The sequence below is a fragment of the Streptomyces sp. NPDC052023 genome, assembly GCF_044548465.1.
GTDB lineage: Bacteria > Actinomycetota > Actinomycetes > Streptomycetales > Streptomycetaceae > Streptomyces.
Map to the genome: position 1 here is coordinate 97,146 of NZ_JBIUBW010000001.1, position 26,363 is coordinate 123,508.

General features: G+C 73.1%; 28 protein-coding genes and 1 pseudogene. 10 read left to right on the forward strand and 19 right to left on the reverse strand.

Annotated features, from left to right (window positions below; genetic code table 11):
* Nucleotides 1–2: 2 nt before the first annotated feature.
* From ACIHCM_RS00410 to ACIHCM_RS00440, 7 genes and pseudogenes are all read left to right on the forward strand, one after another.
* The gene (locus tag ACIHCM_RS00410; RefSeq protein WP_399887213.1) at nt 3–1,967 is read left to right on the forward strand and encodes a S9 family peptidase; all 1,965 of its coding nucleotides are present in this window, start codon (nt 3–5) and stop codon (nt 1,965–1,967) included.
* Entirely contained in the window at nt 1,964–2,887 is a 924-nt protein-coding gene (locus ACIHCM_RS00415; RefSeq protein WP_399887215.1) for an LD-carboxypeptidase, read from the forward strand. Before ACIHCM_RS00410 ends, ACIHCM_RS00415 begins: the two co-directional genes overlap by 4 nt.
* 126 nt (nt 2,888–3,013) lie before the next feature.
* Nucleotides 3,014–4,798 (forward strand): CocE/NonD family hydrolase, encoded by a 1,785-nt coding sequence (locus tag ACIHCM_RS00420; RefSeq protein ID WP_399887217.1) that lies wholly within the window; start codon nt 3,014–3,016, stop codon nt 4,796–4,798.
* Nucleotides 4,799–4,842: 44 nt separating this feature from the next.
* Nucleotides 4,843–5,394: a GNAT family N-acetyltransferase gene (locus tag ACIHCM_RS00425; RefSeq protein ID WP_399887219.1), complete on the forward strand. Its 552-nt coding sequence runs from the start codon at nt 4,843–4,845 to the stop codon at nt 5,392–5,394.
* Between the two features lie 63 nt (nt 5,395–5,457).
* A pseudogene (locus tag ACIHCM_RS00430) lies at nt 5,458–5,700 on the forward strand (arginase family protein); the annotation flags it as partial.
* Nucleotides 5,701–5,750: 50 nt separating this feature from the next.
* Nucleotides 5,751–7,706 (forward strand): DUF5107 domain-containing protein, encoded by a 1,956-nt coding sequence (locus ACIHCM_RS00435; protein ID WP_399887221.1) that lies wholly within the window; start codon nt 5,751–5,753, stop codon nt 7,704–7,706.
* A gap of 41 nt (nt 7,707–7,747) precedes the next feature.
* Nucleotides 7,748–8,233, forward strand: a complete 486-nt coding sequence (locus ACIHCM_RS00440; RefSeq protein WP_399887223.1) for a phage holin family protein — start codon at nt 7,748–7,750, stop codon at nt 8,231–8,233.
* 229 nt (nt 8,234–8,462) lie between these two features.
* Here the strand turns inward: ACIHCM_RS00440 and lgt are convergent, their stop codons facing one another.
* The 11 genes from lgt to hisI all read right to left on the reverse strand — a co-directional run bounded on the left by lgt (nt 8,463) and on the right by hisI (nt 17,296).
* Complete coding sequence (gene lgt, locus ACIHCM_RS00445; protein WP_399887225.1) at nt 8,463–9,425, reverse strand: prolipoprotein diacylglyceryl transferase; 963 nt, start codon at nt 9,423–9,425, stop codon at nt 8,463–8,465.
* 81 nt (nt 9,426–9,506) lie between these two features.
* Nucleotides 9,507–10,280, reverse strand: coding sequence for a DsbA family protein (locus ACIHCM_RS00450; protein WP_399887227.1), 774 nt, complete (start codon nt 10,278–10,280; stop codon nt 9,507–9,509).
* 111 nt (nt 10,281–10,391) lie between these two features.
* Entirely contained in the window at nt 10,392–11,210 is an 819-nt protein-coding gene (gene trpA / locus ACIHCM_RS00455) for a tryptophan synthase subunit alpha (protein ID WP_399887229.1), read from the reverse strand.
* The gene (trpB, locus tag ACIHCM_RS00460) at nt 11,207–12,490 is read right to left on the reverse strand and encodes a tryptophan synthase subunit beta (protein ID WP_399887231.1); all 1,284 of its coding nucleotides are present in this window, start codon (nt 12,488–12,490) and stop codon (nt 11,207–11,209) included. Before trpB ends, trpA begins: the two co-directional genes overlap by 4 nt.
* Nucleotides 12,491–12,549: 59 nt before the next feature.
* Nucleotides 12,550–12,792, reverse strand: a complete 243-nt coding sequence (gene trpM / locus ACIHCM_RS00465) for a tryptophan biosynthesis modulator TrpM (protein ID WP_399887233.1) — start codon at nt 12,790–12,792, stop codon at nt 12,550–12,552.
* Nucleotides 12,793–12,813: 21 nt separating this feature from the next.
* Nucleotides 12,814–13,623: an indole-3-glycerol phosphate synthase TrpC gene (trpC, locus tag ACIHCM_RS00470; RefSeq protein ID WP_399887235.1), complete on the reverse strand. Its 810-nt coding sequence runs from the start codon at nt 13,621–13,623 to the stop codon at nt 12,814–12,816.
* Between the two features lie 143 nt (nt 13,624–13,766).
* A complete protein-coding gene (locus ACIHCM_RS00475) occupies nt 13,767–14,183 on the reverse strand; it encodes a DUF2752 domain-containing protein (protein ID WP_399887237.1) in 417 nt (138 codons plus the stop codon).
* Nucleotides 14,184–14,292: 109 nt separating this feature from the next.
* The gene (locus tag ACIHCM_RS00480) at nt 14,293–14,574 is read right to left on the reverse strand and encodes an HGxxPAAW family protein (RefSeq protein ID WP_399887239.1); all 282 of its coding nucleotides are present in this window, start codon (nt 14,572–14,574) and stop codon (nt 14,293–14,295) included.
* 136 nt (nt 14,575–14,710) lie between these two features.
* The gene (locus tag ACIHCM_RS00485; RefSeq protein WP_399887241.1) at nt 14,711–15,361 is read right to left on the reverse strand and encodes a TIGR02234 family membrane protein; all 651 of its coding nucleotides are present in this window, start codon (nt 15,359–15,361) and stop codon (nt 14,711–14,713) included.
* Between the two features lie 52 nt (nt 15,362–15,413).
* Nucleotides 15,414–16,892, reverse strand: a complete 1,479-nt coding sequence (locus ACIHCM_RS00490) for an anthranilate synthase component I (RefSeq protein WP_399887243.1) — start codon at nt 16,890–16,892, stop codon at nt 15,414–15,416.
* Between the two features lie 11 nt (nt 16,893–16,903).
* Nucleotides 16,904–17,296 (reverse strand): phosphoribosyl-AMP cyclohydrolase, encoded by a 393-nt coding sequence (gene hisI, locus ACIHCM_RS00495; protein ID WP_365455149.1) that lies wholly within the window; start codon nt 17,294–17,296, stop codon nt 16,904–16,906.
* Nucleotides 17,297–17,378: 82 nt separating this feature from the next.
* Here hisI and ACIHCM_RS00500 point away from each other — a divergent pair, with 82 nt between their 5' ends.
* Nucleotides 17,379–18,014: a TIGR03085 family metal-binding protein gene (locus ACIHCM_RS00500; RefSeq protein ID WP_399887246.1), complete on the forward strand. Its 636-nt coding sequence runs from the start codon at nt 17,379–17,381 to the stop codon at nt 18,012–18,014.
* Between the two features lie 28 nt (nt 18,015–18,042).
* Here the strand turns inward: ACIHCM_RS00500 and hisF are convergent, their stop codons facing one another.
* Genes hisF through hisD form a run of 8 tightly spaced genes read right to left on the reverse strand, consistent with a single transcriptional unit; the run spans nt 18,043 to nt 23,743 of the window.
* The gene (gene hisF, locus ACIHCM_RS00505; protein ID WP_399887248.1) at nt 18,043–18,798 is read right to left on the reverse strand and encodes an imidazole glycerol phosphate synthase subunit HisF; all 756 of its coding nucleotides are present in this window, start codon (nt 18,796–18,798) and stop codon (nt 18,043–18,045) included.
* Nucleotides 18,795–19,199 carry a RidA family protein gene (locus tag ACIHCM_RS00510; protein ID WP_399887250.1) on the reverse strand — a complete coding sequence of 135 codons (405 nt, stop codon included), beginning with the start codon at nt 19,197–19,199 and terminating at the stop codon, nt 18,795–18,797. Before ACIHCM_RS00510 ends, hisF begins: the two co-directional genes overlap by 4 nt.
* Complete coding sequence (gene priA / locus ACIHCM_RS00515) at nt 19,196–19,921, reverse strand: bifunctional 1-(5-phosphoribosyl)-5-((5-phosphoribosylamino)methylideneamino)imidazole-4-carboxamide isomerase/phosphoribosylanthranilate isomerase PriA (RefSeq protein WP_399887252.1); 726 nt, start codon at nt 19,919–19,921, stop codon at nt 19,196–19,198. The genes ACIHCM_RS00510 and priA overlap by 4 nt, the downstream gene beginning before the upstream one ends.
* 4 nt (nt 19,922–19,925) lie before the next feature.
* Nucleotides 19,926–20,573: an imidazole glycerol phosphate synthase subunit HisH gene (hisH, locus tag ACIHCM_RS00520; RefSeq protein WP_399887254.1), complete on the reverse strand. Its 648-nt coding sequence runs from the start codon at nt 20,571–20,573 to the stop codon at nt 19,926–19,928.
* On the reverse strand, nt 20,564–20,728 hold the full coding sequence (locus ACIHCM_RS00525; RefSeq protein ID WP_399887256.1) for a hypothetical protein: 165 nt from the start codon (nt 20,726–20,728) through the stop codon (nt 20,564–20,566). The genes hisH and ACIHCM_RS00525 overlap by 10 nt, the downstream gene beginning before the upstream one ends.
* Complete coding sequence (hisB, locus tag ACIHCM_RS00530) at nt 20,725–21,318, reverse strand: imidazoleglycerol-phosphate dehydratase HisB (protein ID WP_362992372.1); 594 nt, start codon at nt 21,316–21,318, stop codon at nt 20,725–20,727. Before hisB ends, ACIHCM_RS00525 begins: the two co-directional genes overlap by 4 nt.
* The gene (locus tag ACIHCM_RS00535; protein ID WP_399887258.1) at nt 21,315–22,421 is read right to left on the reverse strand and encodes a histidinol-phosphate transaminase; all 1,107 of its coding nucleotides are present in this window, start codon (nt 22,419–22,421) and stop codon (nt 21,315–21,317) included. Before ACIHCM_RS00535 ends, hisB begins: the two co-directional genes overlap by 4 nt.
* On the reverse strand, nt 22,418–23,743 hold the full coding sequence (hisD, locus tag ACIHCM_RS00540) for a histidinol dehydrogenase (RefSeq protein WP_399887261.1): 1,326 nt from the start codon (nt 23,741–23,743) through the stop codon (nt 22,418–22,420). Before hisD ends, ACIHCM_RS00535 begins: the two co-directional genes overlap by 4 nt.
* 184 nt (nt 23,744–23,927) lie before the next feature.
* On the opposite strand from hisD, the gene ACIHCM_RS00545 reads away from it, so the two are divergent.
* Nucleotides 23,928–25,508, forward strand: a complete 1,581-nt coding sequence (locus ACIHCM_RS00545; RefSeq protein WP_399887263.1) for an oxidoreductase — start codon at nt 23,928–23,930, stop codon at nt 25,506–25,508.
* 102 nt (nt 25,509–25,610) lie between these two features.
* Complete coding sequence (locus ACIHCM_RS00550) at nt 25,611–26,351, forward strand: LON peptidase substrate-binding domain-containing protein (RefSeq protein WP_399887265.1); 741 nt, start codon at nt 25,611–25,613, stop codon at nt 26,349–26,351.
* Nucleotides 26,352–26,363: the final 12 nt, after the last annotated feature.

Consider the following 26,363-nt stretch of genomic DNA (forward strand, 5'->3'; position numbering starts at 1 on the left):
ACATGGGGGAGAACGTGCAGACCCTGCCGTACGGTTCCTGGCCGACGCCCATCGACGCGGCCCTCGCCGCCGCGCACGACGGGCACCCGGAGTACGTGGGCTTCGTCGGCGACGAGGCGTGGTGGACCGAGCCACGGCCCACCGAGGGGGGCCGTCGCACCCTGGTGCGCCGGCACGCCGACGGCACGGAGGAGTCCGTGCTGCCCGCGCCGTGGAACGTGCGCAGCCGCGTCATCGAGTACGGCGGGCAGCCCTGGGCCGGTGCCCTGGTCGACGGTCGTCCGGTCGTGGTGTTCGTGCACTTCGCCGACCAGCGTCTGTACCGGTACGAGGAGGGCGGCGAGCCGCGCCCGCTGACACCGGTGTCGGCGGTGGGCGGCGGGCTGCGGTGGGCGGATCCGCAGCTGCGGGTGGAGCGCGGCGAGGTGTGGTGCGTGCTGGAGGAGTTCACCGGCGACGGGCCCACCGACGTGCGGCGCGTACTGGCCGCCGTGCCGCTGGACGGCTCCGCCGCCGGCGACCGGGACGCCGTACGCGAACTGAGCGACGGCCGGCACCGCTTCGTCACCGGGCCCCGGCTCTCGCCGGACGGGCGGCTCGCGGCGTGGCTCGCCTGGGACCATCCGCGGATGCCGTGGGACGGCACCGAGCTGGTGCTCGCCGAGGTGACGGACGACGGCACGCTGACCGACCCCCGCACGGTCGCCGGCGGCCCGCGGGAGGCCGTCGCGCAAGCCGAGTTCGACGCCGAGGGCGCCCTGCTGTACGTCAGCGACCGCACCGGCTGGTGGAACCTCTACCGCGACGGCGAGCCGCTGTGCCCGCGCGAGGAGGAGTTCGGCGGCCCGCTGTGGCGGATCGGCAGCCGCTGGTTCGCCCCGCTGGACGGCGGGCTGATCGCCGTCGTGCACGGCCGCGGCGCCACCGCCCTCGGCATACTCGACCCGGAGACCGGAGAGGTCGTCGACGCGGCCGGCCCCTGGACCGAGTTCACGCCCGCCCTCGCGGTGCACGGCGAGCGGGTCGTCGCCGTCGGCGCCAGCCCGCGCAGCGCCTACGAGGTGGTCGAACTGGACGCCCGTACCGGCCGGGCCCGGGTGGTCGGCGCCGAGCACGACGACGTGGTGGACCCGGTGTTCTACCCGGAACCGCAGATCCGCACCTTCACCGGACCCGCCGGGCGCGAGGTCCACGCGCACGTCTACCCGCCGCACAACCCCGGCTGCACCCCGCCCGGCGCCGAGCTGCCGCCGTACGTCGTCTGGGCGCACGGCGGCCCGACCAGCCGCTCCCCGCTCGTCCTCGACCTCTCGATCGCCTACTTCACCTCGCGCGGCATCGGGGTCGCCGAGGTCAACTACGGCGGCTCGACCGGCTACGGGCGGGAGTACCGGGAGCGGCTGCGCGAGCAGTGGGGCGTCGTCGACGTCGAGGACTGCGCGGCCGTCGCGCTCGCCCTCGCCGAGGAGGGCACCGCCGACCGCGACCGGCTCGCCGTGCGCGGCGGCAGCGCGGGCGGCTGGACCACGGCCGCGTCGCTCACCATGACCGACGTCTACGCCTGCGGCACGATCATCTACCCGATCCTCGACCTGGCCGGCTGGGCGTCCGGGGAGACGCACGACTTCGAGTCGCAGTACCTGGAGAGCCTGGTCGGACCGCTCGCCGAGGTTCCCGGGAGGTACGCGGAGCGCTCGCCCGCCGGGCACGCCGACCGGATCACCGCCCCCTTCCTGCTGCTTCAGGGCCTGGACGACGTGATCTGCCCGCCCGCCCAGTGCGAGCGGTTCCTGGAGGAGATGGAGGGGCGGCGGGTGCCGCACGCGTACATCGCCTTCGAGGGCGAGGGGCACGGGTTCCGGCGGGCGGACACCATGATCCGCGCCCTGGAGGCCGAACTCTCGCTGTATGCCCAGGTGTTCGGGCTGACCCCGCCCGAAGTCGCGACGCTGGAGCTGAGCAAGTGAAGGAACTCCTGCGTCCGCCCCGGCTGGCTCCCGGCGCGCGGGTGGCCGTCGTCGCGCTGAGCGGGCCGGTGCCCGAGGAGCGCTTGAGCGCCGGGCTCGACGTGCTGCGCGGCTGGGACCTCGACCCGGTGGTGGCACCCCATGTGCTGGACCGGCACGCCGAGTTCCCCTATCTGGCGGGCACGGACGCCGACCGGGCCGCCGACTTCCAGGCCGCCTGGTGCGATCCGTCCGTGGCCGCCGTGCTGTGCGCCCGCGGCGGGTACGGGGTGCAGCGGATGGCCGACCTGCTCGACTGGGACGCGCTGCGGGCGGCCGGACCGAAGGTGCTCGTCGGCTTCAGCGACGTCACCGCGCTGCACGAGGCGTTCGCCACCCGGCTCGGCCTGGTCACGCTGCACGGGCCGATGGCGGCGGGCGTGGACTTCATCAAGAACGCGCGGGCGCAGGACCATCTGAAGGCCACGCTGTTCGCGCCGGAGACGGTCCGCACGATCGCCTCCGGCGGTGCCGCCCTGGTGCCCGGGCGGGCCCGGGGCGTGACCCTCGGTGGCTGTGTGAGCCTGCTCGCCGCCGAGCTGGGCACCGCGCACGCCCGGGCAGGTGCCCGGGGCGGGCTGCTGATGATCGAGGACGTGGGGGAGGAGCCGTACCGGCTCGACCGGATCCTGACCCAGTTGCTGCGCGCCGGATGGCTCGACGGGGTGGCCGGGGTCGGGCTCGGCTCCTGGCTCGACTGCGGCCCGTACGAGATGGTGCGCCGGGTGCTCGTGGACCGGCTGGGCGGACTGGGCGTTCCGGTCGCCGAGGAGTTCGGGTTCGGGCACTGCGAAGGGGCGTTGACGATCCCGTTCGGTGTGGCGGCGGAACTGGACGCGGAGGCGGGGACGCTGACGCTGGACGAGCCCGCGCTGCGCTGAGTGCCCGTCAGTTTCCGTGCAGAAACCGCCGTCACGGTGATTGACCTCGGCTGACACGTGTCACAGCATGTCAACCGGCCGGCAGGTACTGGCCGGTATCCGGGTTGTCCTCAGCGTGGAGGTCTCGTGTCCCGACGTGTGCCCAGATCTCGTGCCGTCCTCGCCGCCGCTCTCGGCGCCGCGCTCGCCGCTCCTGTCGCCCTCACCGCCCCCGCCACCGCCGCGACCGGCCAGTACTCCGTCACCGCCCTGAAGTTCACCGTCCAGGCCGGCGGCCGGACCTGCACGATCGACGCCGACCTCTACCGGCCCGCGGGGATCGGCAGCGCCCGGCCCGCCCCCGCCGTCCTCGCCACCAACGGCTTCGGCGGCAGCAAGAACGACGGCTCCACCGACGCCATCGGCAGGAGCTTCGCCCAGCGCGGGTACGTGGGACTCGTCTACTCCGGGCTCGGCTTCGGCCGCTCGGGCTGTCTCGTCTCGCTCGACGACCCCGCCACCGACGGGCGGGCCGCCTCGCAACTGGTCGACTTCCTGGCCGGCAAACGCGCCGCCGACGACGGGACCAGCGCCGACTTCGTCACCCTGGACGCGCCGGGCGACCCGCGCGTCGGGATGATCGGCGGCTCCTACGGCGGCGCCGTCCAGCTCGCCACCGCCTCCGTCGACCGCCGCGTCGACGCCCTGGTGCCGATGATCACCTGGAACGACCTTGCGTACTCGCTCGACCCGAACAACGCCGTCGGCGCCGCCGACGTGCCCGGCGCCTTCAAATGGCAGTGGACCAACGGCTTCTACCTCATCGGGGAGGGCCAGCCGCTGCTGGAGCCGAGCCTCGATCCGTCCCGCATCAACTCCCTGGCCTGCCTGCACTTCGTCACCCCGGCCTGCGACACCATCCGCACCCTCAACTCCGGCCGCTACCCGGCCGACCGGACGCGGGAGCTGCTCGCCTACGCCCGCAGCGTCTCCCCGGTGTCCTATCTGCACCGGGTCCAGGCGCCGACCCTGCTGGTCCAGGGGCAGGCCGACACCCTCTTCAACCTCGACGAGGCCACGAGGACGTACAAGGCGCTCAAGGCCCGGGGCACGCCGGTGAAGATGATCTGGCAGTCCTGGGGGCACAGTGGCGGCATCAGCGATCCGGCGGCGGGCGAACTCGACCTCGCGGCGGGCAATCTGGAGACCAGCTACGTCGGCAGGCGGATCCTGGCCTGGTTCGACCGTTATCTGCACCACAGGACCGGCGTCGACACCGGGCCCGCCTTCGCCTACTACCGGGACTGGGCCGGCGACCCCGGCAGCCGGTACGCCACCGCCGACCGGCTGCCCGTACCTGGGCGGAAGCTGTACCTCTCCGGCGACGGCAAACTCGTGGACGACCGCCGGAAGGTCGCGCGGGGCAGCCGCAGCTACCTCAACTGGCTGACCCCCACCAGCCATTCGGAGAGCTCCCTGGCCGGGATGCTCGGGCTGCCGGATGCGGCACCGCATGACATCAAGGGCACCTACCTGGCGTGGACCGGAGAGCCACTCCGGCGGCCGGTGGAGGTCGTGGGAGAGCCCCGGGCCCGGCTGAAGGTGGTCTCGCCGACGGCCGAGCGGACCCAGGGCTCCGGCGACGCCGCCGACAGACTGGTCCTGTTCGCGAAGCTGTACGACGTCGCCCCCGACGGCACGCAGACGCTGGTGCACCGGCTGGTCGCGCCGGTGCGGGTGCCGGACGTGCGGCGGCCGTTCACCGTGACGCTGCCGGGGATCGTGCACCGCTACGAGCGGGGGCACCGGCTGCGGTTCGTGATCGCGGCGAGTGACGGGGCGTACTTCGGCAACCGGGGCGTCAAGCCGGTGACCGTGGTGAGCGCGCCCGGCGACACCGGGGTGCTGGAGCTGCCCGCGGTCCGGGACTGACGGCCGGGGCTGCGGTGGCCGGGGGCCGGTCGTAGGGTGGCGGGATGCCGCACATCGCGTCCCGCCACCTCGCCGAGGGCCCCCGGGTGGGCATACGCCACTTCACCCACGAGGACGGCGCCGAGTTCACGGCACGGGTCCGGGAGAGCAAGGATCTGCATCACCCGTGGCTCTTCCCGCCGGACACCGCCTCGGCCTACGCCCGCTATGCCGGCCGCCTGATCGAGGACCCGACGAAGGCGGGGTTCCTGGTGTGCGAGACGGACTCGGGCGCCCTCGCCGGGTACATCAACATCAACAACATCGTCGGCGGCGCCTTCCAGTGCGGCGCTCTCGGCTACGGCGCCTTCGCGCACGCCGCCGGGCGGGGCCTGATGCGCGAAGGGCTGAACCTCGTGATCGACCACGCCTTCGGGCCGATGCGCCTGCACCGGCTGGAGATCAACGTGCAGCCCGGCAACACCGCGTCCATCGCCCTGGCCCGCACCTGCGGGTTCCGGCTGGAGGGCTTCTCGCCCCGGATGCTCCACATCGACGGCGCCTGGCGCGACCACGAGCGCTGGGCGCTCACCACCGAGATGCGGACCGATAGTTGATCTTCTCAGGACGGCGTCCCTCCCCGTGAACCGGCGGACGAGGACCCGGTACGAAAGCTCGAGGTGCAGGGCTTCTGGGTGCACCTGGACGCCGACGTGCTCGACCCGTCCGTGATGCCCGCCGTCGACAGCCCCGACCCGGACGGTCTCCTCCCCGATCAGCTGGTGGAACTGCTGCGGCCGTTGCTCGCCGCACCTCACTGCGCCGGCCTGAACGTCACCATCTACGACCCCGACCTCGACCCCGAGGGCACGGCGGGCGCGCTGCTCGCGGACGTCGTGGTGGACGCCTTTGCGCAATCCTGACCGGCGGCTCCCCTGGCCAGCTCGGCGGCGGGCGGGTTCCATGGTGATTCGTGACGACGATCCGACGTGACGTAGTGACGCTCCCGGCCGCCGAGTTGGGGCCGGACAACCCCCTGCCACCGCTGCGCCCCCTCGACGAGGCACACCGCATCGACGACCGTGACCGGGAGGACCTGCCGCGGGACATGGCACGGCAGGTCGGGTACGCCCCGCTGCGCAGCCTGCTGCCGGCGCAGGTCCGGGACGGCTACGAACGGGCGCGCGCACCACGGGACTTCGACGCCGTGGTGATCGAGAACGACCGGCTGCGTGCCACCGTGCTCCCCGCCCTCGGCGGGCGGCTGATCTCCCTGGTCCAGCTGCCGTCCGGCCGTGAGCTCCTCTACCGCAACCCGGTGTTCCAGCCCGCCAACTTCGCCCTCAACGGTGCCTGGTTCTCGGGCGGCGTCGAATGGAACATCGGCGCCACCGGCCACACCACCCTGTCCTGCTCGCCCCTGCACGCCGCCGTCGTCCCCGCCCCCGACGGCGGGGAGATGCTGCGCCTGTGGGAGTGGGAACGGCTGCGCGACCTGCCCTTCCAGGTCGACCTCTGGCTGCCCGAGGGCTCCGGGTTCCTCTACGCGGGCGTCCGCGTCCGCAACCCGCACGAGCGGCCCGTGCCGGCCTACTGGTGGTCCAACATCGCCGTCCCCGAGGAGTGCCGGGTACTCGCCCCGGCCGAGAAGGCCTGGAACTTCAGCTACGAGCGCCGGCTGCGCAGGGTGCCGGTCCCCGCGCACGACGGGACCGACCGGACGTATCCCCTCAACAGTGATTATCCGGCCGACTACTTCTACGAGCTGCCCGAGGGACGGCGGCCCTGGATCGCCGCGCTCGACGCCGACGGGCAGGGCCTCGTGCAGACGTCCACCGACGTGCTGCGCGGGCGCAAGCTGTTCGTGTGGGGCTCGGGCAGCGGCGGGCGGCGCTGGCAGCAGTGGCTCACCGAACCCGGCACCGGCGGCTACTGCGAGATCCAGGCCGGCCTCGCCCGGACCCAGCTGGAGCACGTGCGGCTGGAGGCGGAGAGCGAGGTCTCCTGGCTGGAGGCCTACGGACCGCTCCGCGTGTCCCCGGAGGGCGAGGACTGGGCGAGCGTGGTCCGCGACGCCGAGGCGCGGCTGGAGGCGGTGCTGCCGCGGGCGGACGTGGCCGCGGCGTACGAGGCCTGGAAGCCGTACGCCGACACCGAACCCCGCGCTCGGGTCGCCACCGGCTCGGGCTGGGGCGCGCTCGAAGTGCTGAGCGGGGGCTGGAAGCTGCCGGGCACGCCGTTCGAGGAGGACACCCTCGGGGACGACCAGGCGCCGTGGCTCCACCTGCTGCGGGCCGGGTCCCTTCCCGAGCCGCGCCGGGTAGGGCCGCCGGGCGGGACACTGGTCGGGCCGCACTGGCGGGACATGCTGGAGACGGCTCCGGCCACGCCCCTCGCCGAGTACCACCTCGGGGTCGCGCAGTGGCACGCCGGGGACCGGGCGCAGGCGGTGCGCAGCTGGGAGCGGGCGCTCGCGCCGGCGGCCTCCGTCTGGCCGTTGCTGCGGTGCCTGGCGGTCGCGGACCAGGAGAGCGGCCACCACGAGCGGGCCGCCGACCGCTATGGGGAGGCCTTCGACGACCTGTGCCGGGAGCGGCGTGACGACGGCGAGGCATGGACGGCGGCCATGGCGGCGCTGGGCCGGGAGGCGATCGGCGCGCTGCTCGCCGTACGGCGTCCGGCGCAGGCGCGGGCCGTGTGGGAGCGGCTCCTTCCCGCGACGCGGGCGCGGGGCCGGTTCCGGTTGCTCCAGGCCGAGTTGCTGGCCGCCGAGGGGCGGGCCGAGGACGCCCGCGCGGTGTTCGAGGCCGGCTTCGAGGTGGCCGACCTACGGGAAGGGGACGAGGTCATCGGGAGGTTGTGGGAGCGGATCGGCGGCGGACCGCTGCCCGAGCGGTACGACTTCCGGATGCGGCCGCCGGCATCCTGAGGACGGCGTTAAGCGGGGGCGGCCAAGGGTACCCGGCAGCCATGGACCGCATGGATCATCTGCAGCACCTGGACAAGCACCTTGTCGACGAGCTGGCGCAGGTCGCGCGGGAGACGATCCGCGACGAACTGCGCCAGCAGACGCGCAAACAGCGCCGCAAGGCCACGCTGTACGCCGCGTCCGGCGCCGTCGCCCTGTACGCGGGCGCGGCCGTCGCCCTGGCCGTCGGGCTCGCGCTCGCCCTCGTCCTGCCGGGCTGGGCCGCCGCGCTCGTCACCGCGGCGATCCTCGGAGCCGTCGCCTATCTGCTGCGCGGCGCCGCCCGGCCGCACGCGCCCGGAACGCCGCACGGCCGCGCCGAACTGACGGCGGACCAGGACCGCGCGCAGGGCGCCGTCCCGCAGGCCGGACCGGGCAGCGCGGCGTACCCGCCGGCGCCGCCCGTCCCGCCCGCTCCGCCCGTGACGCCGCCGCGCCCGGAACGCATCGACCCCGTCGATCCCGGGGGCCCGCACCACCGGGCCTGACGCGGGGCGCCTGACCGAGGGGGGCGGGGGGGGGGGGGGCGGCGCCGGCCGGGCCCCCCCCCCCCCCCCGCGGGGGGGGGGGGGGGGCGGGGGGGGGGGGCCCGCCCCGGGGGGGGGGGCCGCCCCCCCCCCCCCCCCGGGGGGCGGGCCCCGCCGGCCCCCCCCCCCCCCCCCGGGGGGGGGGCCCCCCCCACCCCCCCGCCCCCCCACGCCTGTGTACTGCCGGCTGTCAGGTCTTCTTCGTCGCCGACCCGGCCTCGTCCTCGACCGCTTCGGACCTGGCGTCACCGGACGCCCCGTCACCGTCGGCCTTCTCACCGGCTGCCTCGCCGGCCTCGTCGCCACCGTCCGGCTTGTCACCACCGTCCAGGGATGCGGCGTCCGGCTCCACCACGGCCTCGCGGCCCGGCCGCTTCCTCGCCGAGACCACGATGTAGGCCACGGCCAGCAGGAACACCAGCAGCGCGGTCCAGTTGTTGAGCCGCAGGCCCAGGATGTGGTGGGCGTCGTCGACCCGCATGTACTCGATCCAGAAGCGTCCGGCGCAGTACGAGGCGACGTACAGGGCGAAGGCCCGGCCGTGGCCCAGGTTGAAGCGCCGGTCGGCCCAGATCACCAGGACCGCGACACCGATGCACCACAGGGATTCGTAGAGGAACGTCGGGTGGTAGTACCCCGGCACCCGCCCGTCCGCCGTGGAGGTGATGTGCAGCGCCCAGGGCAGGTCGGTCTCCCGCCCGTACAGCTCCTGGTTGAACCAGTTGCCCCAGCGCCCGATGGCCTGCGCCAGCGCGATCCCGGGGGCGACGGCGTCGGCGTAAGCGGGCAGCGGGATGCCCCGCCGGCGGCAGCCGATCCACGCGCCGACCGCGCCGAACGCGATCGCGCCCCAGATGCCGAGGCCGCCCTCCCAGATCTTGAAGGCGTCCACCCAGTCGCGGCCCTCGCTGAAGTACAGCTGGTAGTCCGTGATCACGTGGTAAAGGCGGCCGCCGACCAGGCCGAACGGCACCGCCCAGACCGCGATGTCGGCCACAGTGCCGGATCGCCCGCCGCGGGCGATCCAGCGCTTGTTGCCGTACCACACGGCCACGAAGACGCCGAGGATGATGCAGAACGCGTAACCGCGCAGCGGGATGGGGCCGAGGTACAGCACTCCGCGCGACGGGCTGGGGATGTAGGCAAGTTCCATGGCAGGGTCGACGCTACCGTGCCGGGCGGGCCCGATGTCGGGCGGCCCGGCTACGGCTCCATAACAGGCCAGGCCCGCGCCTCAGCCGCGCGCGGCCTCCTGCACCTGCTGCTTCAGCTTGTCGGGCGTCATCGTCTGGTCCTGGTAGATGTTCTTGCCGTTGAGCAGGACGGTGGGCGTGCCGCTGAAGCCGCCCTTGGTGAAGGCCTCATTGGACTTGTCGACCCAGCTGTTGTGCTTGCCGTCCTCGACGCAAGTGCGGAAGGCCGGCGTGTCCAGTCCCTTGACCTTCCCTGCCAGCTCGATCAGCTTGGCGTTGTCCGCGAAGGCGTCGTCGGTCTCCGGCGGCTGGTTGTCGTAGAGCACGTCGTGGTACGCCGTGAAGTGTCCCGCGTCCTGTGCGCAGGCCGCGGCGTTGGCCGCGTTGCGGGAGCCGCTGCCGCCCATGTTGCCGTCGATGATCGTGGCCAGCCGGTAGTCCACTCTCAGCTGGCCGGCCTCCGTCAGCTCGTGGATCGTCGAGCGGTAGGTCTGCTCGAAGGACTGGCAGGCCGGGCAGCGGAAGTCCTCCCAGACCGTGAGCGTCGACTTCGCGTCCTCCTTGCCGACCGGGATGGCGAGGTTGTCCTCGCCGTTCGCCCCCGAGGGCGCCACGACCGGGCCCGCGCTGTCGCCGGTCTCCTTGCCGGCGTTGGCGGCGACCACGCCGATCACCGCGGCCAGGCCCAGGACACCTACGACCGCCGTGCCGACGATCAGCGCCCGCCTGCGCTTGTCCGCGGCCTTCTGCTTCTCACGCTCGACCGCCAGCCGCTCCCGGGCGGTGCGCTTTCCGTCACGGTTCTTCTCGCTCACACCCCGCAGAACGAACCGGGGAGGCGCACCGCGCCTCCCCGGTCCCAGGTCCACCCGTACGAGGGACCCGTATGACTTGCCGTCATGTACCCGTATGACATTCCGGGGCCGTCACGCCTGCCCGCGCACGCCCTTCGCCAGGTCGCCCGCGAGCGCGCGGACCGCCTCGACGCCGGCCGCGTCGTCGGGCGCGTCCAGCATCCGCTTGACGAAGGCCGAGCCGACGATCACCCCGTCGGCGAAGCCGGCCACCTCGGCGGCCTGCGCCGCGTTGGAGACGCCGAGCCCGACGCAGACGGGCAGGCCGGTGCCGGTGGCCCGAGTACGCCGGACCAGGTCCTGGGCCTGCGTGCCCACGGACTCCCGGGTGCCCGTGACGCCCATCAGAGAGGCGGCGTACACAAAGCCGCTGCCGGCCGCGGTGATCTGCGCGAGCCGCTCGTCCCTGCTGCTCGGCGCGACCACGAAGACCGTCGCCAGGCCGTGCTTCTCGGCGTGCTCACGCCACAGCGCCGACTCCTGCACCGGCAGGTCGGGCAGGATGCACCCGGCGCCGCCCGCTTCGGCCAGCTCGGCGGTGAAGCGCTCGACGCCGTAGCGGTCGACGGGGTTCCAGTAGGTCATGACGAGGACCGGCTTGCCGGTGGCCTCGTGCGCCTCGTGGACCGTGCGCATGACGTCCGCGATCTTCACGCCACCGCGCAGGGCGATGTCGTCGGCGGTCTGGATCACCGGGCCGTCGAGCACGGGGTCGCTGTGCGGCAGCCCGACCTCCACGACGTCGGCGCCGCCGTCGAGGACGGCCTTGATCGCCTCGATGCCACCGTCCACGGTGGGGAACCCGGCCGGAAGGTAGGCGATCAGGGCGGAGCGGCCCTCGGACCTGGCCGCGGCGAGGGTGTCGCTCAGCAGCTGGATGTTCCCGCTCACTTGGCGTCTCCCTCGATCTCGGCGGTGCCGGAGGCGTCCTCGGCGACCTCGGCGTCGGTGTCGTACAGCCCGAAGTAGCGGGCGGCGGTGTCCATGTCCTTGTCGCCGCGGCCGGAGAGGTTGACCACGATCAGCCCGTCCTTGCCGAGTTCGCGGCCGACCTCCAGGGCACCGGCGAGCGCGTGCGCGCTCTCGATGGCCGGGATGATCCCCTCGGTCCGCGAGAGCAGTCGCAGGGCCTGCATCGCGGCGTCGTCGGTGACCGCGCGGTACTCACCGCGCCCGGTGTCCTTGAGGTAGGAGTGCTCGGGACCGATGCCGGGGTAGTCGAGGCCGGCCGAGATCGAGTAAGGCTCGGTGATCTGGCCCTCGTCGTCCTGGAGGACGTAGGACCGGGAACCGTGCAGGATGCCGGGCTCGCCCGCGGTCAGGGTGGCCGCGTGCTCACCGGTCTCCACGCCGTGCCCGGCGGGCTCGCAGCCGATGAGACGGACGCCGGTGTCCGGGATGAAGGCGTGGAACAGGCCGATGGCGTTGGAGCCGCCCCCGACGCAGGCGACGGCGGCGTCGGGGAGACGGCCGGCGCGCTCCAGCAGCTGGCGGCGCGTCTCGACGCCGATCACCCGGTGGAAGTCGCGGACCATGGCGGGGAAGGGGTGCGGGCCCGCGACGGTGCCGAACAGGTAGTGGGTGTGGTCGACGTTGGCGACCCAGTCGCGGAAGGCCTCGTTGATGGCGTCCTTCAGCGTGCGGCTGCCCGACTTCACGGCGATGACCTCGGCGCCGAGCATCCGCATGCGCGCCACGTTGAGGGCCTGGCGCCGGGTGTCGACCTCACCCATGTAGATCGTGCAGTCGAGGCCGAAGAGGGCGCAGGCGGTGGCGGTGGCGACGCCGTGCTGGCCCGCGCCGGTCTCGGCGATGACGCGGGTCTTGCCCATCCTCCGGGTGAGCAGGGCCTGGCCGAGGACGTTGTTGATCTTGTGGGATCCGGTGTGGTTCAGGTCCTCGCGCTTGAGGAAGATCCGGGCGCCCCCCGCTTCCGCGGCGAAACGAGGGACCTCGGTGAGCGCCGAGGGGCGGCCCGTGTAGTTGACGAGCAGGTCGTCCAGTTCGCGGGCGAACTCGGGGTCGGACTTGGCCTTGTCGTACTCGACGGCGACCTCGTCCACGGCGGCGACGAGGGCCTCCGGGATGTACTTGCCGCCGAACGCCCCGAAGTAGCCTTCGGGGCTGGGGACCTGACCCTCCGGGTCGGGGACGAAGAAGTTGCTGGGCATGCGTGAGCCTCACGGTGAGTGTGTGGAATGACACTGATCGCCGTGGGGGCGGGGCTTCGTCAGTCGGCTGACGGCCGGCTGTGGCTTGTCGCGCCCGCGCGGCGGTGGCCGCACATCGGACAGAGCCCCGCGCCCCCGAAGGGGCGCTGCCATCGGCGGCCGTTCACCTGGCCGGGTTCGTCACCGATCACGTAACGGACCCTGCGACCGTGCACCCGGCGGGCGGGGGCGCGGCAGCCGCGCGGGCGGCAGCCGCGCGCGAGGCGCGCGTGCCGGTCCGGGGTCGTCGTCGTGGTCGTCATCGCGGCCAGCCTACCGGTGGGTCAGCCCCGGCCGTGCCGCAGCGCGGGGTGGGCGCCGGCCGCCACCAGGTCGGACACCGCGGTCCTGGGGTCCTTGCCGGTGACGAGGGACTCGCCCACGAGGACGGCGTCGGCGCCCGCGTTGGCGTAGGCGATCAGGTCGTGCGGGCCGCGGATGCCGGACTCGGCGATCTTGACGAGGCCCTCCGGGATCTCCGGGGCGATCCGCTCGAAGGTGCCGCGGTCGACCTCCAGGGTCTTGAGGTTGCGCGCGTTGACGCCGATGAGCTTGGCGCCCGCGTCGACCGCGCGGTCGACCTCGTCCTCGTCGTGCACCTCGACGAGCGGGGTGAGCCCGATGGACACCGCCCGCTCGATCAGGGACTCCAGGGCGGGCTGGTCGAGGGCCGCGACGATGAGCAGCGCGAGGTCGGCACCGTACGCGCGGGCCTCCCACAGCTGGTACGACGTGACGATGAAGTCCTTGCGCAGGACCGGGATGTCCACGCGCGCCCGGACGGCCTCCAGGTCGGCGAGGGAGCCGCCGAACCGGCGCTGTTCGGTGAGGACGGAGATGACGGCCGCGCCGCCCGCCTCGTAGTCCGCCGCGAGGCCGGCCGGGTCGGCGATCGCCGCCAGCGCGCCCTTGGACGGGCTGGACCGCTTGACCTCGCAGATGACCTTGACGCCGTCGCCGCGCAGGGCGGCCAGTCCGTCCTTGGCCGCGGGAGCCTTCGCCGCGCGCTCCTTGAGCTCGTCGAGGCTCACACGCGCCTGCCGCTCCGCGAGGTCGGCACGGACTCCGTCGATGATCTCGTCGAGCACACTCACGCGAGTGGCCCCCTTCCAGACGGTTGACTGTCAAAGCGGCACCGAAGAGGAAAACCGGTGGTCACTGCGATGGTATCCGGAGCCGGGCGAAGGCCTCACATCCGGTTGACGCCGGTCCCAGTACCTGGACATCCGCCAGTTGATCAAGGGTGCAGCCAGCCACCGAAGGGCGAGTTCCGGACAACGGTGAAGAGCAGCAGCAACGCGCCCACGCCCCACATCACGGCGGGACGCGGATCGAGGCGCAGCGGCCGCCCGCGCGCCGCGCGGACCACCCAGACGGTCCACAGCGCGGCGAAGAGCAGATAGCCGGCGACGGCCAGGGCGTTGGCCTGCAGCGCCGCCGGGAGGTCGCCGTGGACGAAGGCGTGCGCGCTGCGCAGACCGCCGCAGCCGGGGCAGTACAGGCCCGTGACGCGCAGCAGCGGGCAGACGGGGTAGTGGCCGGGTTCGTTGGGGTCGACGGCGCCCACATAGGCGAAGGCGGCGGCGACGGCCGCCAGCACGCCGACGGGGACGGCGAGCCGTGCTGTGCGGGTGCTGCGGCTGCCGGTGTTCATGCCCGCATTGTGCCCGGCCCGGGCGCGCGGGTGCGCAAAGGGGCGGCCCGGCGTCGTGCCGGGCCGCCCCTCGACGAGGTCGCGGCGGAAGTGGGCCGTGCGGGAAGGATCAGCTCTCGGCGGCGACCGGCTCGCGGGTGGTCACGGCGCGCGCGGGCTGCGCGGCGCCGGACGTCATCCTGAGGGGCTGCGCCTTGGGCGCGCCCAGGCCCATCGCGCGCATGATCCAGCCGACGACGCCGCCCAGGACGATGACCGCCATGCCGCCCCAGAAGCCGAGCGGGTTGTCCATCACCATGAAGGCTCCCGCGACGCAGAAACCGATGAAGGCGATGATGACACCGGTCCAGGCGGCGGGGGTGTGACCGTGCCCGTGGCTGCTGTCCGCCATTGCTTGCTCCTCGTTGCCGTATGCGTGTGTGAGCCTGACGCTCGACGTTCATTGTCCCGCACGCCTGCGCGTGTCGTGCGCGCGGGGCCGCTCCCGGGGGCGTCTGATGCGCCACACCGCGCGGATGGTCCGGCCGCTACGCGGGTCCGGTGCCGGTCGGGTCCTCGCCGCGGTCGAGGGCCTTCCAGAGGTCCTCGGGCCGGTCGGGGCCGACGGCCGTGGCGCCCCGGCGCGCGCCGGGGGCAGCGCCACGCTCGTAGCGGCCGGACATCGCGGGCCACAGGCGGCCGTAGCGCAGGGCGAGGAGGCCGGCGAGCAGGATCAGGGCGCCGCCCACGGCCGCGGCGTACGGCCACGCGGTGTGGGTGAGGGCCTCCACGGTGGCGGAGGTGTCGCCGGAGGCCTGCGCGGCCTTCTCGTCGAGCGCGGAGCTGTCTGAGGCGCCGTACAGGGCGGCGGCCACGGTGCCCGCGCCGCACAGCGCGAGCAGCCCGGCCACCACCAGGCGGCCGGCCCTGCGGACGGCGAAGACGGCGACCAGCGCGGCCAGGCCCACTATGGCGAGGGCCGCCGGGACGCCGGTGACGTCACTGCCCCGGGCGGTCAGCGGGAAGGCGCCGCCGGCCACCGTCGCGGTGCCCTCCGACCACTGCTGACGGGTGGCCAGCAGCGCCACGGCCGCGCCGAGCGCACCGCACAGCAGGGCGAGGGCAAGACTCCGGCGCCCGGCGCGCGCGGCTGCGGGGGCTTCGGAACGGGGGTGAGGAACAGCAGTCACGTACTCCACTATCGCCTGCCCCGGGCGCGAACCGTCACCCGGGGTTCACGTGAGAAGCGCCCTATTGTGCGAGCCGGTTCGCCGTGTGGACCGCGCGCAGGACGGCCGCCGCCTTGTTGCGGCACTCCGTGTCCTCGGCGACGGGATCGGAGTCCGCGACGATGCCCGCGCCCGCCTGGACGTACGCGGTGCCGTCGCGCAGCAGGGCGGTGCGGATGGCGATGGCCGTGTCGGAGTCGCCGGCGAAGTCGAGGTAGCCGACGCAGCCGCCGTACAGCCCGCGCCGGGACGGCTCCAGTTCGTCGATGATCTGCATCGCGCGCGGCTTGGGCGCGCCGGAGAGGGTGCCCGCGGGGAAGCAGGCCGTCAGCACGTCGAACGCGGTGCGGCCCGCCGCGACCCGGCCGGTCACGGTGGAGACGATGTGCATCACGTGCGAGTACCGCTCGACGGACATGAAGTCGACGACCTCCACCGAGCCGGGCTCGCAGACCCGGCCGAGGTCGTTGCGCCCGAGGTCGACCAGCATGAGGTGCTCGGCGCGCTCCTTGGGGTCGGCGAGCAGCTCCTCGGCCAGCGTCTGGTCCTCCTGCGGGGTGGCGCCCCGCGGCCGCGTGCCGGCGATGGGGTGCAGCAGCGCCTGCCCGTCCTCGACCTTGACCAGCGCCTCGGGCGAGGAGCCGACGACGTCGAAGCCCTCGAAGCGGAGCAGGTACATGTACGGCGAGGGGTTCGTCGCCCGGAGCACCCGGTAGACGTCCAGCGCGCTCGCCGTGCACGGCGTCTCGAACCGCTGCGACGGCACGACCTGGAAGGCCTCGCCGGCCCGGATGCGCTCCTTGATGTCCTCGACGGCCTCCTGGAAGTCGGCGCCGCCCCACAGCGCGCTGTACTCGGGCAGCTCCGACGGCGGCAGCACGGCCGGTGGCTGGGCCACCGCGCGCGTGAGGTCCGCCTCCATGGCGTCGAGGCGGGCCACGGCGTCCGCCCAGGCCTCGTCGACGCCGGTGTCGAGGTCGTTGTGGTTGATCGCGTTGGCGATCAGCAGGACCGAGCCCTCCCAGTGGTCCATCACCGCGAGGTCGCTGGTCAGCAGCATGGTCAGCTCGGGCAGCCGCAGGTCGTCCCGCTCACCGGGGCCGATCTTCTCCAGACGGCGGACGATGTCGTAGCCCAGGTAGCCGACCATGCCTCCGGTGAAGGGCGGCAGGCCCTCCTGGTGGGGCGTGTGCAGGGTCTCGACGGTGGCGCGCAGGGCGGCCAGCGGGTCGCCGTCGACGGGCACGCCCACGGGGGGCTCGCCCAGCCACTGTGCCCTGCCCTCCAGCGCGGTGAGGGTGGCGGCGCTGCGGACGCCCACGAACGAGTAGCGGGACCAGGAGCGGCCGTTCTCCGCGGACTCCAGCAGGAAGGTGCCGGGGCGCTCGGCGGCGAGCTTGCGGTAGAGCCCGACCGGGGTGTCGCCGTCGGCGAGGAGCTTGCGGGTGACGGGGATGACGCGGCGGTCGGTGGCCAGCTTGCGGAACGTCTCGAGGTCCATGGCGGCTGACCTTACTGATCTCGGGCGGGTACGCCGTGATCGGCGTCCTTCAGCAGGACGTCGGCGTCGAAGCAGGTGCGCGCGCCGGTGTGACAGGCGGCTCCGACCTGGTCGACCTGGACGAGCACGGTGTCGGCGTCGCAGTCGAGGGCGACGGACTTGACCCACTGGAAGTGACCGGAGGTGTCGCCCTTCACCCAGTACTCCCCGCGGCTGCGCGACCAGTACGTGCAGCGGCCCGTCGTCAGCGTGCGGTGCAGGGCCTCGTCGTCCATCCAGCCCAGCATCAGCACCTCACCGGTGTCGTACTGCTGGGCGATGGCGGGCAGGAGCCCGTCGGCGCTGCGCTTGAGGCGCGCGGCGATCTCCGGGTCGAGGCTGCTGGGCGGTGGCGTACTGGTCATGGGTGCCATTGTGCCGCGCCGCACCGACAGCCCCGGGCGCCGTCCACTGTGCGGTACGGATACCCGGTCGTAGGCTGACTCCATGTCGACCTTTGCCAAGCGTGAACGGCTCCTCCTCGCCGACCTCTTGGAGACCGCCGGTCCGGACGCCGAGACCCTGTGCGAGGGCTGGCTGACCCGCGACCTGGCCGCGCACGTGGTCGTGCGCGAGCGCCGCCCGGACGCCGCGGGCGGCATAGTGATCAAGCAGCTCGCGCCTCGCCTGGAGAAGGTGATGGAGGAGTACGCGGACAAGCCGTACGCGGAGCTGATCCAGCTCATCCGCAGCGGCCCGCCGCGCTTCTCACCCTTCCAGCTCAAGCAGATCGACGAGATGTCGAACACGATCGAGTTCTACGTCCACACCGAGGACGTCCGCCGCGCCCAGCCCGACTGGACCTCACGCGAGCTCGACCCGGTCTTCCAGGACGCCCTGTGGTCCCGTCTGGAGCGCACCGCCCGTCTGATGGGCCGCGGTGTCCCCACGGGCCTGGTGCTGCGCCGCCCCGACGGCCAGACGGCGGTCGCCCACCGCGGCACCCCGGTCGTCACGGTGACGGGTGAGCCGTCGGAGCTGCTGCTGTTCCTCTACGGCCGGCAGAACGCCGCCAAGGTGGACATCGACGGCGACGCGGACGCGATCGCGAAGCTGGAGGAGGGCAGGCAGCTCGGCATCTGAGCCGCTGAACAACCGGCGGCGGCCGGACTCACCGTACGGGGTGGCCCGCCGTCCGCAGCGTCTCCTTCACCTCGCCGATCCGCAGGTCGCCGAAGTGGAACACGGAGGCCGCGAGGACGGCGTCCGCGCCCGCGGTGATGGCCGGCGGGAAGTCGGCCAGCCGGCCCGCGCCACCGGAGGCGATCACCGGCACGGTGACGTGCTTGCGGACCGCGGCGATCATCTCCAGGTCGTAGCCGTCCTTGGTGCCGTCCGCGTCCATCGAGTTGAGCAGGATCTCGCCGGCGCCCAGCTCGGCGGCGCGGTGCGCCCACTCGACGGCGTCGATGCCGGTGCCCTTGCGTCCGCCGTGCGTGGTGACCTCGAAGGAGCCCGACCCGGTGCGGCGGGCGTCGACCGACAGGACCAGCACCTGGCGGCCGAACCGCTCGGCGATCTCGCGGATCAGGTCCGGCCGCGCGATGGCCGCCGTGTTGACGCCCACCTTGTCGGCGCCCGCCCGCAGCAGCCTGTCGACGTCCTCGGCCGTGCGCACGCCGCCGCCGACCGTCAGCGGGATGAACACCTGCTCGGCGGTGCGGCGCACCACGTCGTAGGTGGTCTCCCGGTTGCCGGAGGACGCGGTGATGTCCAGGAACGTCAGCTCGTCGGCGCCCTCGGCGTCGTACACCTTCGCCATCTCGACGGGGTCGCCCGCGTCGCGCAGGTTCTGGAAGTTGACGCCCTTGACGACCCGGCCGTTGTCCACGTCCAGGCAGGGGATGACTCGGACCGCCAGGGTCATGACTGCTCGGCTCCTCTGAATGCCTCTACTTCGACTTCGACCAGGATGCGCGGGTCCACGAATCCCTCCACCACGAGGAGGGTGGACACCGGCCGCACCGATGCGAAGAGTTCCTTGTGGGCGCGGCCCACCTCGTCCACGTCCCGCTGATGCGAGAGGTACATCCGGGTGCGGACCACGGACCCGGCCCCGAGCCCGAACTCGCCGAGCGCCTCGATCGCGCTGGTGAAGGCCACCTTGGCCTGCTCGTACGGGTCGCCCTCGCCGTAGAGCACGCTGCCCTTGAAGGACGTGGTGCCTCCCACCAGCACACGGTCGCCCACCGCGACGGCGCGTGCGAAACCGAAGGGCTCCTCCCAGGGACTTCCGCTCTGCACCCGCCGCACGGCATCGGACGTCATGACGCCACAGCCTCCAGGGCCTCTTCCAGGGTGAACGCCTTGGCGTACAGCGCCTTCCCCACGATGGAGCCCTCGACACCGAGCGGCACGAGCTCGGCGATCGCCCTCAGGTCCTGCAGCGAGGACACGCCGCCGGAGGCCACGACCGGGCGGTCGGTCGCCGCGCAGACGTTCCTGAGCAGTTCCAGGTTGGGGCCCTGAAGCGTGCCGTCCTTGGCGATGTCGGTGACGACGTAGCGCGCGCAGCCCTCCTTGTTGAGGCGCTCCAGCGTCTCGTAGAGGTCGCCGCCGTCCCGGGTCCAGCCGCGTCCGCGCAGCGTCGTGCCGCGGACGTCCAGGCCGACCGCGATCTTGTCGCCGTGCTCGGCGATGACCCTGGCCACCCACTCGGGGGTCTCCAGGGCGGCCGTGCCGAGGTTCACGCGGGTGCAGCCGGTGGCGAGGGCGGCGGCCAGGGTGTCGTCGTCGCGGATGCCGCCGGACAGCTCCACCTTGATGTCCATCGCCTCGGTCACCTCGGCGATCAGCGCGCGGTTGTCGCCGGTGCCGAAGGCGGCGTCCAGGTCGACCAGGTGCAGCCACTCGGCGCCCGCCCGCTGCCAGGCGAGGGCGGCCTCCAGGGGGGAGCCGTACGAGGTCTCCGTGCCGGACTCGCCGTGCACGAGGCGGACGGCCTGGCCGTCACGGACGTCGACGGCGGGGAGGAGTTCGAGCTTGGCCATGTCTCTACAGGGTTCCGATCCAGTTGGTGAGCAGCTGCGCGCCGGCGTCGCCGGACTTCTCGGGGTGGAACTGCGTGGCCCACAGGGCGCCGTTCTCCACGGCGGCCACGAAGGGCTTGCCGTGCGTGGACCAGGTGACGAGCGGCGCGCGCATCGTCGGGTTCGCGGTTTCCAGGGTCCAGTCGTGGACGGCGTAGGAGTGCACGAAATAGAAGCGGGCGTCCGCGTCCAGGCCGGCGAACAGCTCGGAGCCGTCCGGCGCCTCCACGGTGTTCCAGCCCATGTGCGGCACGATCTCGGCCTGCAGCGGCTCGACCGCGCCGGGCCACTCATCGAGGCCCTCGGTCTCGACGCCGTGCTCGATGCCCCGGGCGAACAGGATCTGCATGCCGACGCAGATGCCCATCACGGGGCGCCCGCCGGCCAGCCGCCGGTCGACGATCCAGTCGCCGCGGGCCTCACGCAGGCCGGTCATGCAGGCGGCGAACGCGCCGACGCCGGGCACCAGCAGGCCGTCCGCGTCCATGGCCTTGTCGAAGTCACGGGTTATCTCGACATCGGCGCCCACGCGGGCGAGGGCGCGTTCGGCCGAGCGCACGTTGCCGAATCCGTAGTCGAAGACCACGACGCTCTTGGGGGCGCTCAATTCCACACCTCCAGTCGCAGGACGCCCGCGACCAGGCACATCGCGGCGCCGATGGAGAGCAGCACGATCAGGCCCTTGGGCATCTGCTGCTTGACGAACGAGATGATGCCGCCGACCAGGAAGAGGCCGACGACGATCAGCAGGGTCGACGTGCCGGTCACAGCGCGCCCTTCGTCGAGGGGAGGATGCCGGCCGCGCGCGGGTCGCGCTCGGAGGCGTAGCGCAGGGCCCGGGCCAGCGCCTTGAACTGGCACTCCACGATGTGGTGGGCGTTGCGCCCGTACGGCACGTGGACGTGCAGCGCGATCTGCGCCTGGGCGACGAAGGACTCCAGGATGTGCCGGGTCATCGTCGTGTCGTACTCGCCGATCATCGGCGCCATCTTCTCGGGCTCGGTGTGCACGAGGTAGGGGCGGCCGGAGAGGTCGACGGTGACCTGGGCGAGGGACTCGTCCAGCGGGACCGTGCAGTTGCCGAAGCGGTAGATCCCCACCTTGTCGCCGAGCGCCTGCTTGAAGGCGGCGCCCAGTGCGAGGGCGGTGTCCTCGATGGTGTGGTGCGAGTCGATGTGCAGGTCGCCCTCGGTCTTCACGGTCAGGTCGAACAGACCGTGCCGGCCGAGCTGGTCGAGCATGTGGTCGTAGAAACCGACCCCGGTCGACACGTCGACCTTGCCGGTGCCGTCGAGGTCGATCTCGACGAGGACGGATGTCTCCTTGGTCGTGCGCTGCACGCGTCCCACGCGGCTCATGAACTCTGCTCCTTCTTCAACTCTCGGACCGCGTCGAGGAACGCGTCGTTCTCGTCCGGCGTCCCGGCGGTGACCCGCAGCCACCCCGGTACGCCGTTGTCCCGGACCAGGACGCCCCGGTCGAGGATCTTCCGCCAGGCCTCATGGGCGTCGGCGAACCGGCCGAACTGCACGAAGTTGGCGTCCGACTCGGTGACGTCGTAGCCGATCGCGCGCAGTTCGGCGACCAGCCGGTCCCGCTCGGTCTTCAGCTGCTCGACGTATCCGAGCAGCGTGCCGGTGTGCTCCAGGGCGGCCAGGGCGGTCGCCTGGGTGACCGCCGACAGGTGGTACGGCAACCGTACGAGCTGGACGGCATCGACGACGGCCGGGTCCGCGGCGAGATAGCCCAGGCGCAGGCCGGCCGCGCCGAAGGCCTTCGACATGGTCCGGGAGATCACCAGGTGCGGGCGGCCCGCGAGCAACGGGACCAGCGAGTCGCCGTGGCTGAACTCGACGTAGGCCTCGTCCACGACCACCATGGACGGCTTCGCCGCCTGCGCAGCCTCGTAGAGGGCGACCACCGTCTCACGCGGGGTCGCGTTGCCGGTGGGGTTGTTGGGGGTGGTGATGAAGACGACGTCGGGCCGGTGCTCGGCGATCGCCTTCTCGGCGGCGGCGAGGTCGATCGAGAAGTCGTCGTTGCGGGGACCGGACATCCAGCCGGTGCCCGTGCCGCGCGCGATCAGGCCGTGCATCGAGTACGACGGCTCGAAGCCGATGGCGGTGCGGCCCGGTCCGCCGAAGGTCTGCAGCAGCTGCTGGATGACCTCGTTGGAGCCGTTGGCCGCCCAGACGCCGGCCGGACCGACCTCGTACCCGGAGGTCCTGGTCAGGTACTCGGCGAGCCTGGTGCGCAGCTCGACCGCGTCGCGGTCCGGGTAGCGGTTGAGATTCCGGGCCGCCTCGCGCACCCGCTCGGCGATCCGTTCGACCAGCGGCTCGGGCAGGGGGTAGGGGTTCTCGTTCGTGTTCAGCCGTACGGGGACGTCCAACTGGGGCGCGCCGTAGGGGGACTTGCCGCGCAGCTCGTCCCGTACGGGGAGATCGTCGATGCCAGTCACTTGCTCTCCGGTACCTTCCAACCGAACCGTGCCTTGATCGCCGCGCCGTGCGCCGGCAGGTCCTCCGCCTCCGCCAGCGTCACCACGTGGTGCGCGACCTCGGCCAGCGCGTCCCGCGTGTAGTCGACGATGTGGATGCCGCGCAGGAAGGACTGAACGGACAGGCCCGATGAGTGGCAGGCGCAGCCGCCGGTGGGCAGGACGTGGTTGGACCCGGCCGCGTAGTCGCCCAGCGAGACCGGGGCCCAGGGCCCGATGAAGACCGCGCCGGCGTTGCGGACCCGGTCGGCCACCGCGGCGGCGTCGGCGGTCTGGATCTCCAGGTGCTCGGCGCCGTACGCGTCGACCACCCGCAGGCCCTCCTCGACCCCGTCGACCAGGACGATCGCGGACTGCCTGCCCTTGAGGGCCGGGACGATCCGGTCGTCGATGTGCTTGGTGGCCGCCACCTGCGGCTCCAGCTCCCGCTCCACCGCGTCTGCCAGCTCGGCGGAGTCGGTGACCAGCACCGCCGCCGCCAGCGGGTCGTGCTCGGCCTGGCTGATCAGGTCGGAGGCGACGTGCACCGGGTCGGCGGTGGAGTCGGCGAGGATCGCGATCTCGGTCGGGCCGGCCTCGGCGTCGATGCCGATCTTGCCGGTGAAGTAGCGCTTGGCGGCGGCCACCCAGATGTTGCCGGGGCCGGTGACCATGTTGGCGGGCGGGCAGGACTCGGTGCCGTACGCGAACATCGCCACGGCCGTCGCGCCGCCGGCCGCGTAGACCTCGTCGACGCCGAGCAGGGCGCACGCGGCGAGGATCGTCGGGTGCGGCAGGCCGCCGAACTCGGCCTGCGCGGGCGAGGCGAGGGCGATGGACTCGACGCCGGCCTCCTGCGCGGGCACGACGTTCATGACCACGGACGACGGGTAGACCGAGCGGCCACCGGGCGCGTACAGGCCGACACGATCGACCGGCACCCACTTCTCGGTGACCCGGCCACCGGGTACGACCTGGGTGGTGTGGGTGGAGCGGCGCTGCTCGCGGTGGACGAGGCGGGCGCGCCGGACGGACTCCTCCAGGGCCGCGCGCACGGCCGGGTCGAGCTCCTCCAGCGCGCGGGTGAGGGCCGCAGGGGGGACCCGCACCTGGTCGAGCGTGACGCCGTCGAACTTCTCGGCGAAGTCGATCAGCGCCGCGTCGCCCCGATGATGCACGGCCTCGCAGATCGGACGCACCTTCTCCAGGGCGGCCGTCACGTCGAAGTCGGCTCGGGGCAGCAGGTCGCGCAGGGCGGGACCCTCCGGGAGGGCGTCGCCGCGCAGATCGATTCGGGAGATCACGCACCCAATTCTCGCAGACCCGGACGGGACGCCGTCCGCACGTATCAGTGGCTGATACGAGACCCCGCTCACGCCCCGGTACCGGAACTGGAAGACCGGCTTCACGTCAAGCGTTCGGGCGGTCACCCAGCGGGCATCAACGGCAGGACGGAACCGATGAGCAGCCGGGGAGAAAGGGACCGACGTGACCGAGGGGGCCGGCATCCGGGACGGGGACCTGCCGGACGATCTGACCGCCGCCGAGGCCGGCATGTGGCAGGCCTTCCGCAACGGCAGCGTCTACGACCTGAGCAGCGGCGACGCGGTCGTCGACGATCCGCACGGCGGGCATCCGTGGGGGCCCGGGCGCACCGTGCGGGCGCGCATCGTGTGCTGGCTGCTCCTGGACGGCCCGCCGGCGCTCGCGGGCCGGGTGTCCGCGCTGAAGCTGACCGGCGTGCACATCAGCGGCAGCCTCGACCTGGCGGGCGGCGCGGTGGAGCCGTACGTCGAGCTGCGGAGCTGCCGCTTCGAGCGGGAGATCCTGATGCCGGAGGCCCGGTTCAGGACCGTACGGCTGGTGGGCTGCTCGGCGCCACGGCTGGAGGCGGCCCGGGTGCACACCGAAGGCGATCTTCATCTGCCGCGCTGCAGATTCCCCGGAGGCGTCCGGCTGACCGACGCTCACATCGGCACCGACCTGCTGCTCAACCAGGCCGTCGTGCACCGGGACCGCGCCGGCCGTTCCCTGTCCGCGGACGGGCTCACCGTCGGCCAGGACCTGCAGGCCGAGATGCTGGAGTCGCACGGCGAGCTGAGCCTGCGCAGCGCGAACGTGGGGGTCTCGCTGAGCCTGCGCGGGGCCCGGCTGCGCAACCCGTACACGCGGCACGCGCTGAACGCCCCGCAGCTGACCGTGGGGCGCACCCTGTACCTCTCCCCGGCGGGTGTCGGCGGCCCGCAGCTCGCCGGGCGCACTCCCGCGCGCGGGACCCGGATCCAGCACTTCGAGTGCCAGGGCGGGGTACGCCTCGACGACGGCCGGTTCGGCGACGCGGTCGACCTGGAGGGGGCACGGTTCACCTTCACCGACGACCAGGAACTGTCGCTGCGCCGGGTGCAGGCGCCCGAGCTGCGCTTCCTAGGGGAGCGGCCGCGGCGCGGCAAGGTGGTGCTGTCCGGCGCGCGGACCGTCAACCTGGTCGACCGGGCGAGCAGCTGGCCGGGCGTCGGCAACCTGGCGATGCGCGGCTTCGGCTACGAGAACCTGGTGCCCCAGGGGTCGTTCCCGCTGGCCGAGCGGCTGGCCTGGGTGGCCGCGGCGACCGCCGAGTACCACCCGGAGCCCTACGAGCGGCTCGCCGCGGTACTGCGCGCGAGCGGCGAGGACGAGGACGCGCGCGAGGTGCTGCTGGCCAAGCAGCGGCGCCGTCGCGAGACCCTGCCGCCGACCGGAAAGCTCTGGGGGTACGCGCAGGACCTGACGGTGGCCTACGGGTACCGGCCGGGGCGGGCCGCGGTGTGGATGGCGGTGCTGTGGGCGGCGGGCTCGCTGGCCTTCGCGTCCGCCGGGCGGCCCCGGACCGGCTCCGGCGCGGGCGAGCCGCCCTGGAATCCGGCCCTCTTCGCGCTCGACCTGCTGCTGCCGGTGATCGACCTGGGCCAGATGGGGTTCTGGCGTCTGGACGGCGGCTGGCAGTGGCTCGCCGCCGCGCTGGTCCTGCTCGGCTGGATCCTCGCCACGACGGTGGCGGCGGGAGCCACACGGCTGCTGCGGCGCAACTAGGGCCTGGGAGCGCGCAAGCTGCCCCCGCGCAGGGGCCGGGCGCCGCCCAGGGAGTGGGCGGGGCGGACGGGGACCCTGCGGCGACCATTAGGCTCTTGCGACGTGACCACCGTCCGGCTGCCGCTCTTCCCCCTGAACACGGTGCTGTTCCCGGGGCTCGTGCTCCCCTTGAACGTCTTCGAGGAGCGCTACCGCGCCATGATGCGCACGCTTGTGAAGACCCCCGAGGACGAACCGCGCCGCTTCGCCGTCGTGGCGATCCGCGACGGCCACGAGGTCGCCCCCAGCGCGCCCGGCATGCCCGACCCCACGGCGGTGCCCGAGCGGGGTCCGGCGGCCGGCTTCGGCGCCGATCCGGTCAAGGCCTTCCACGGCGTCGGCTGCGTGGCCGACGCGGCGACGATCCGGGAGCGGGCCGACGGCACCTTCGAGGTGCTGGCGACCGGGACCACCCGGGTGCGGCTGCTCTCGGTGGACACCTCGGGGCCGTTCCTCGTGGGCGAGCTGGAGGAACTGCCCGAGGAACCGGGCGACGAGGCGGGGGCGCTGGCCGAGGGGGTGCTGCGCGCGTTCCGGCAGTACCAGAAGCGGCTGGCGGGAGCGCGGGAGCGGTCGCTGTCGACGGGCGGCGACCTGCCGGACGAGCCGTCGGTGGTGTCGTATCTCGTGGCGGCGGCGATGATGCTGGACACCCCCACCAAGCAGCGGCTGCTCCAGGCGCCGGACACCGCGTCCCGGCTGCGTGACGAACTGAAACTCCTTCGCTCCGAGACGGCCATCATCCGTACGCTGCCGTCACTGCCGGCGTCGGACCTGACGCGGGCACCCACGAGCCTGAACTGACCTCTCGAACAA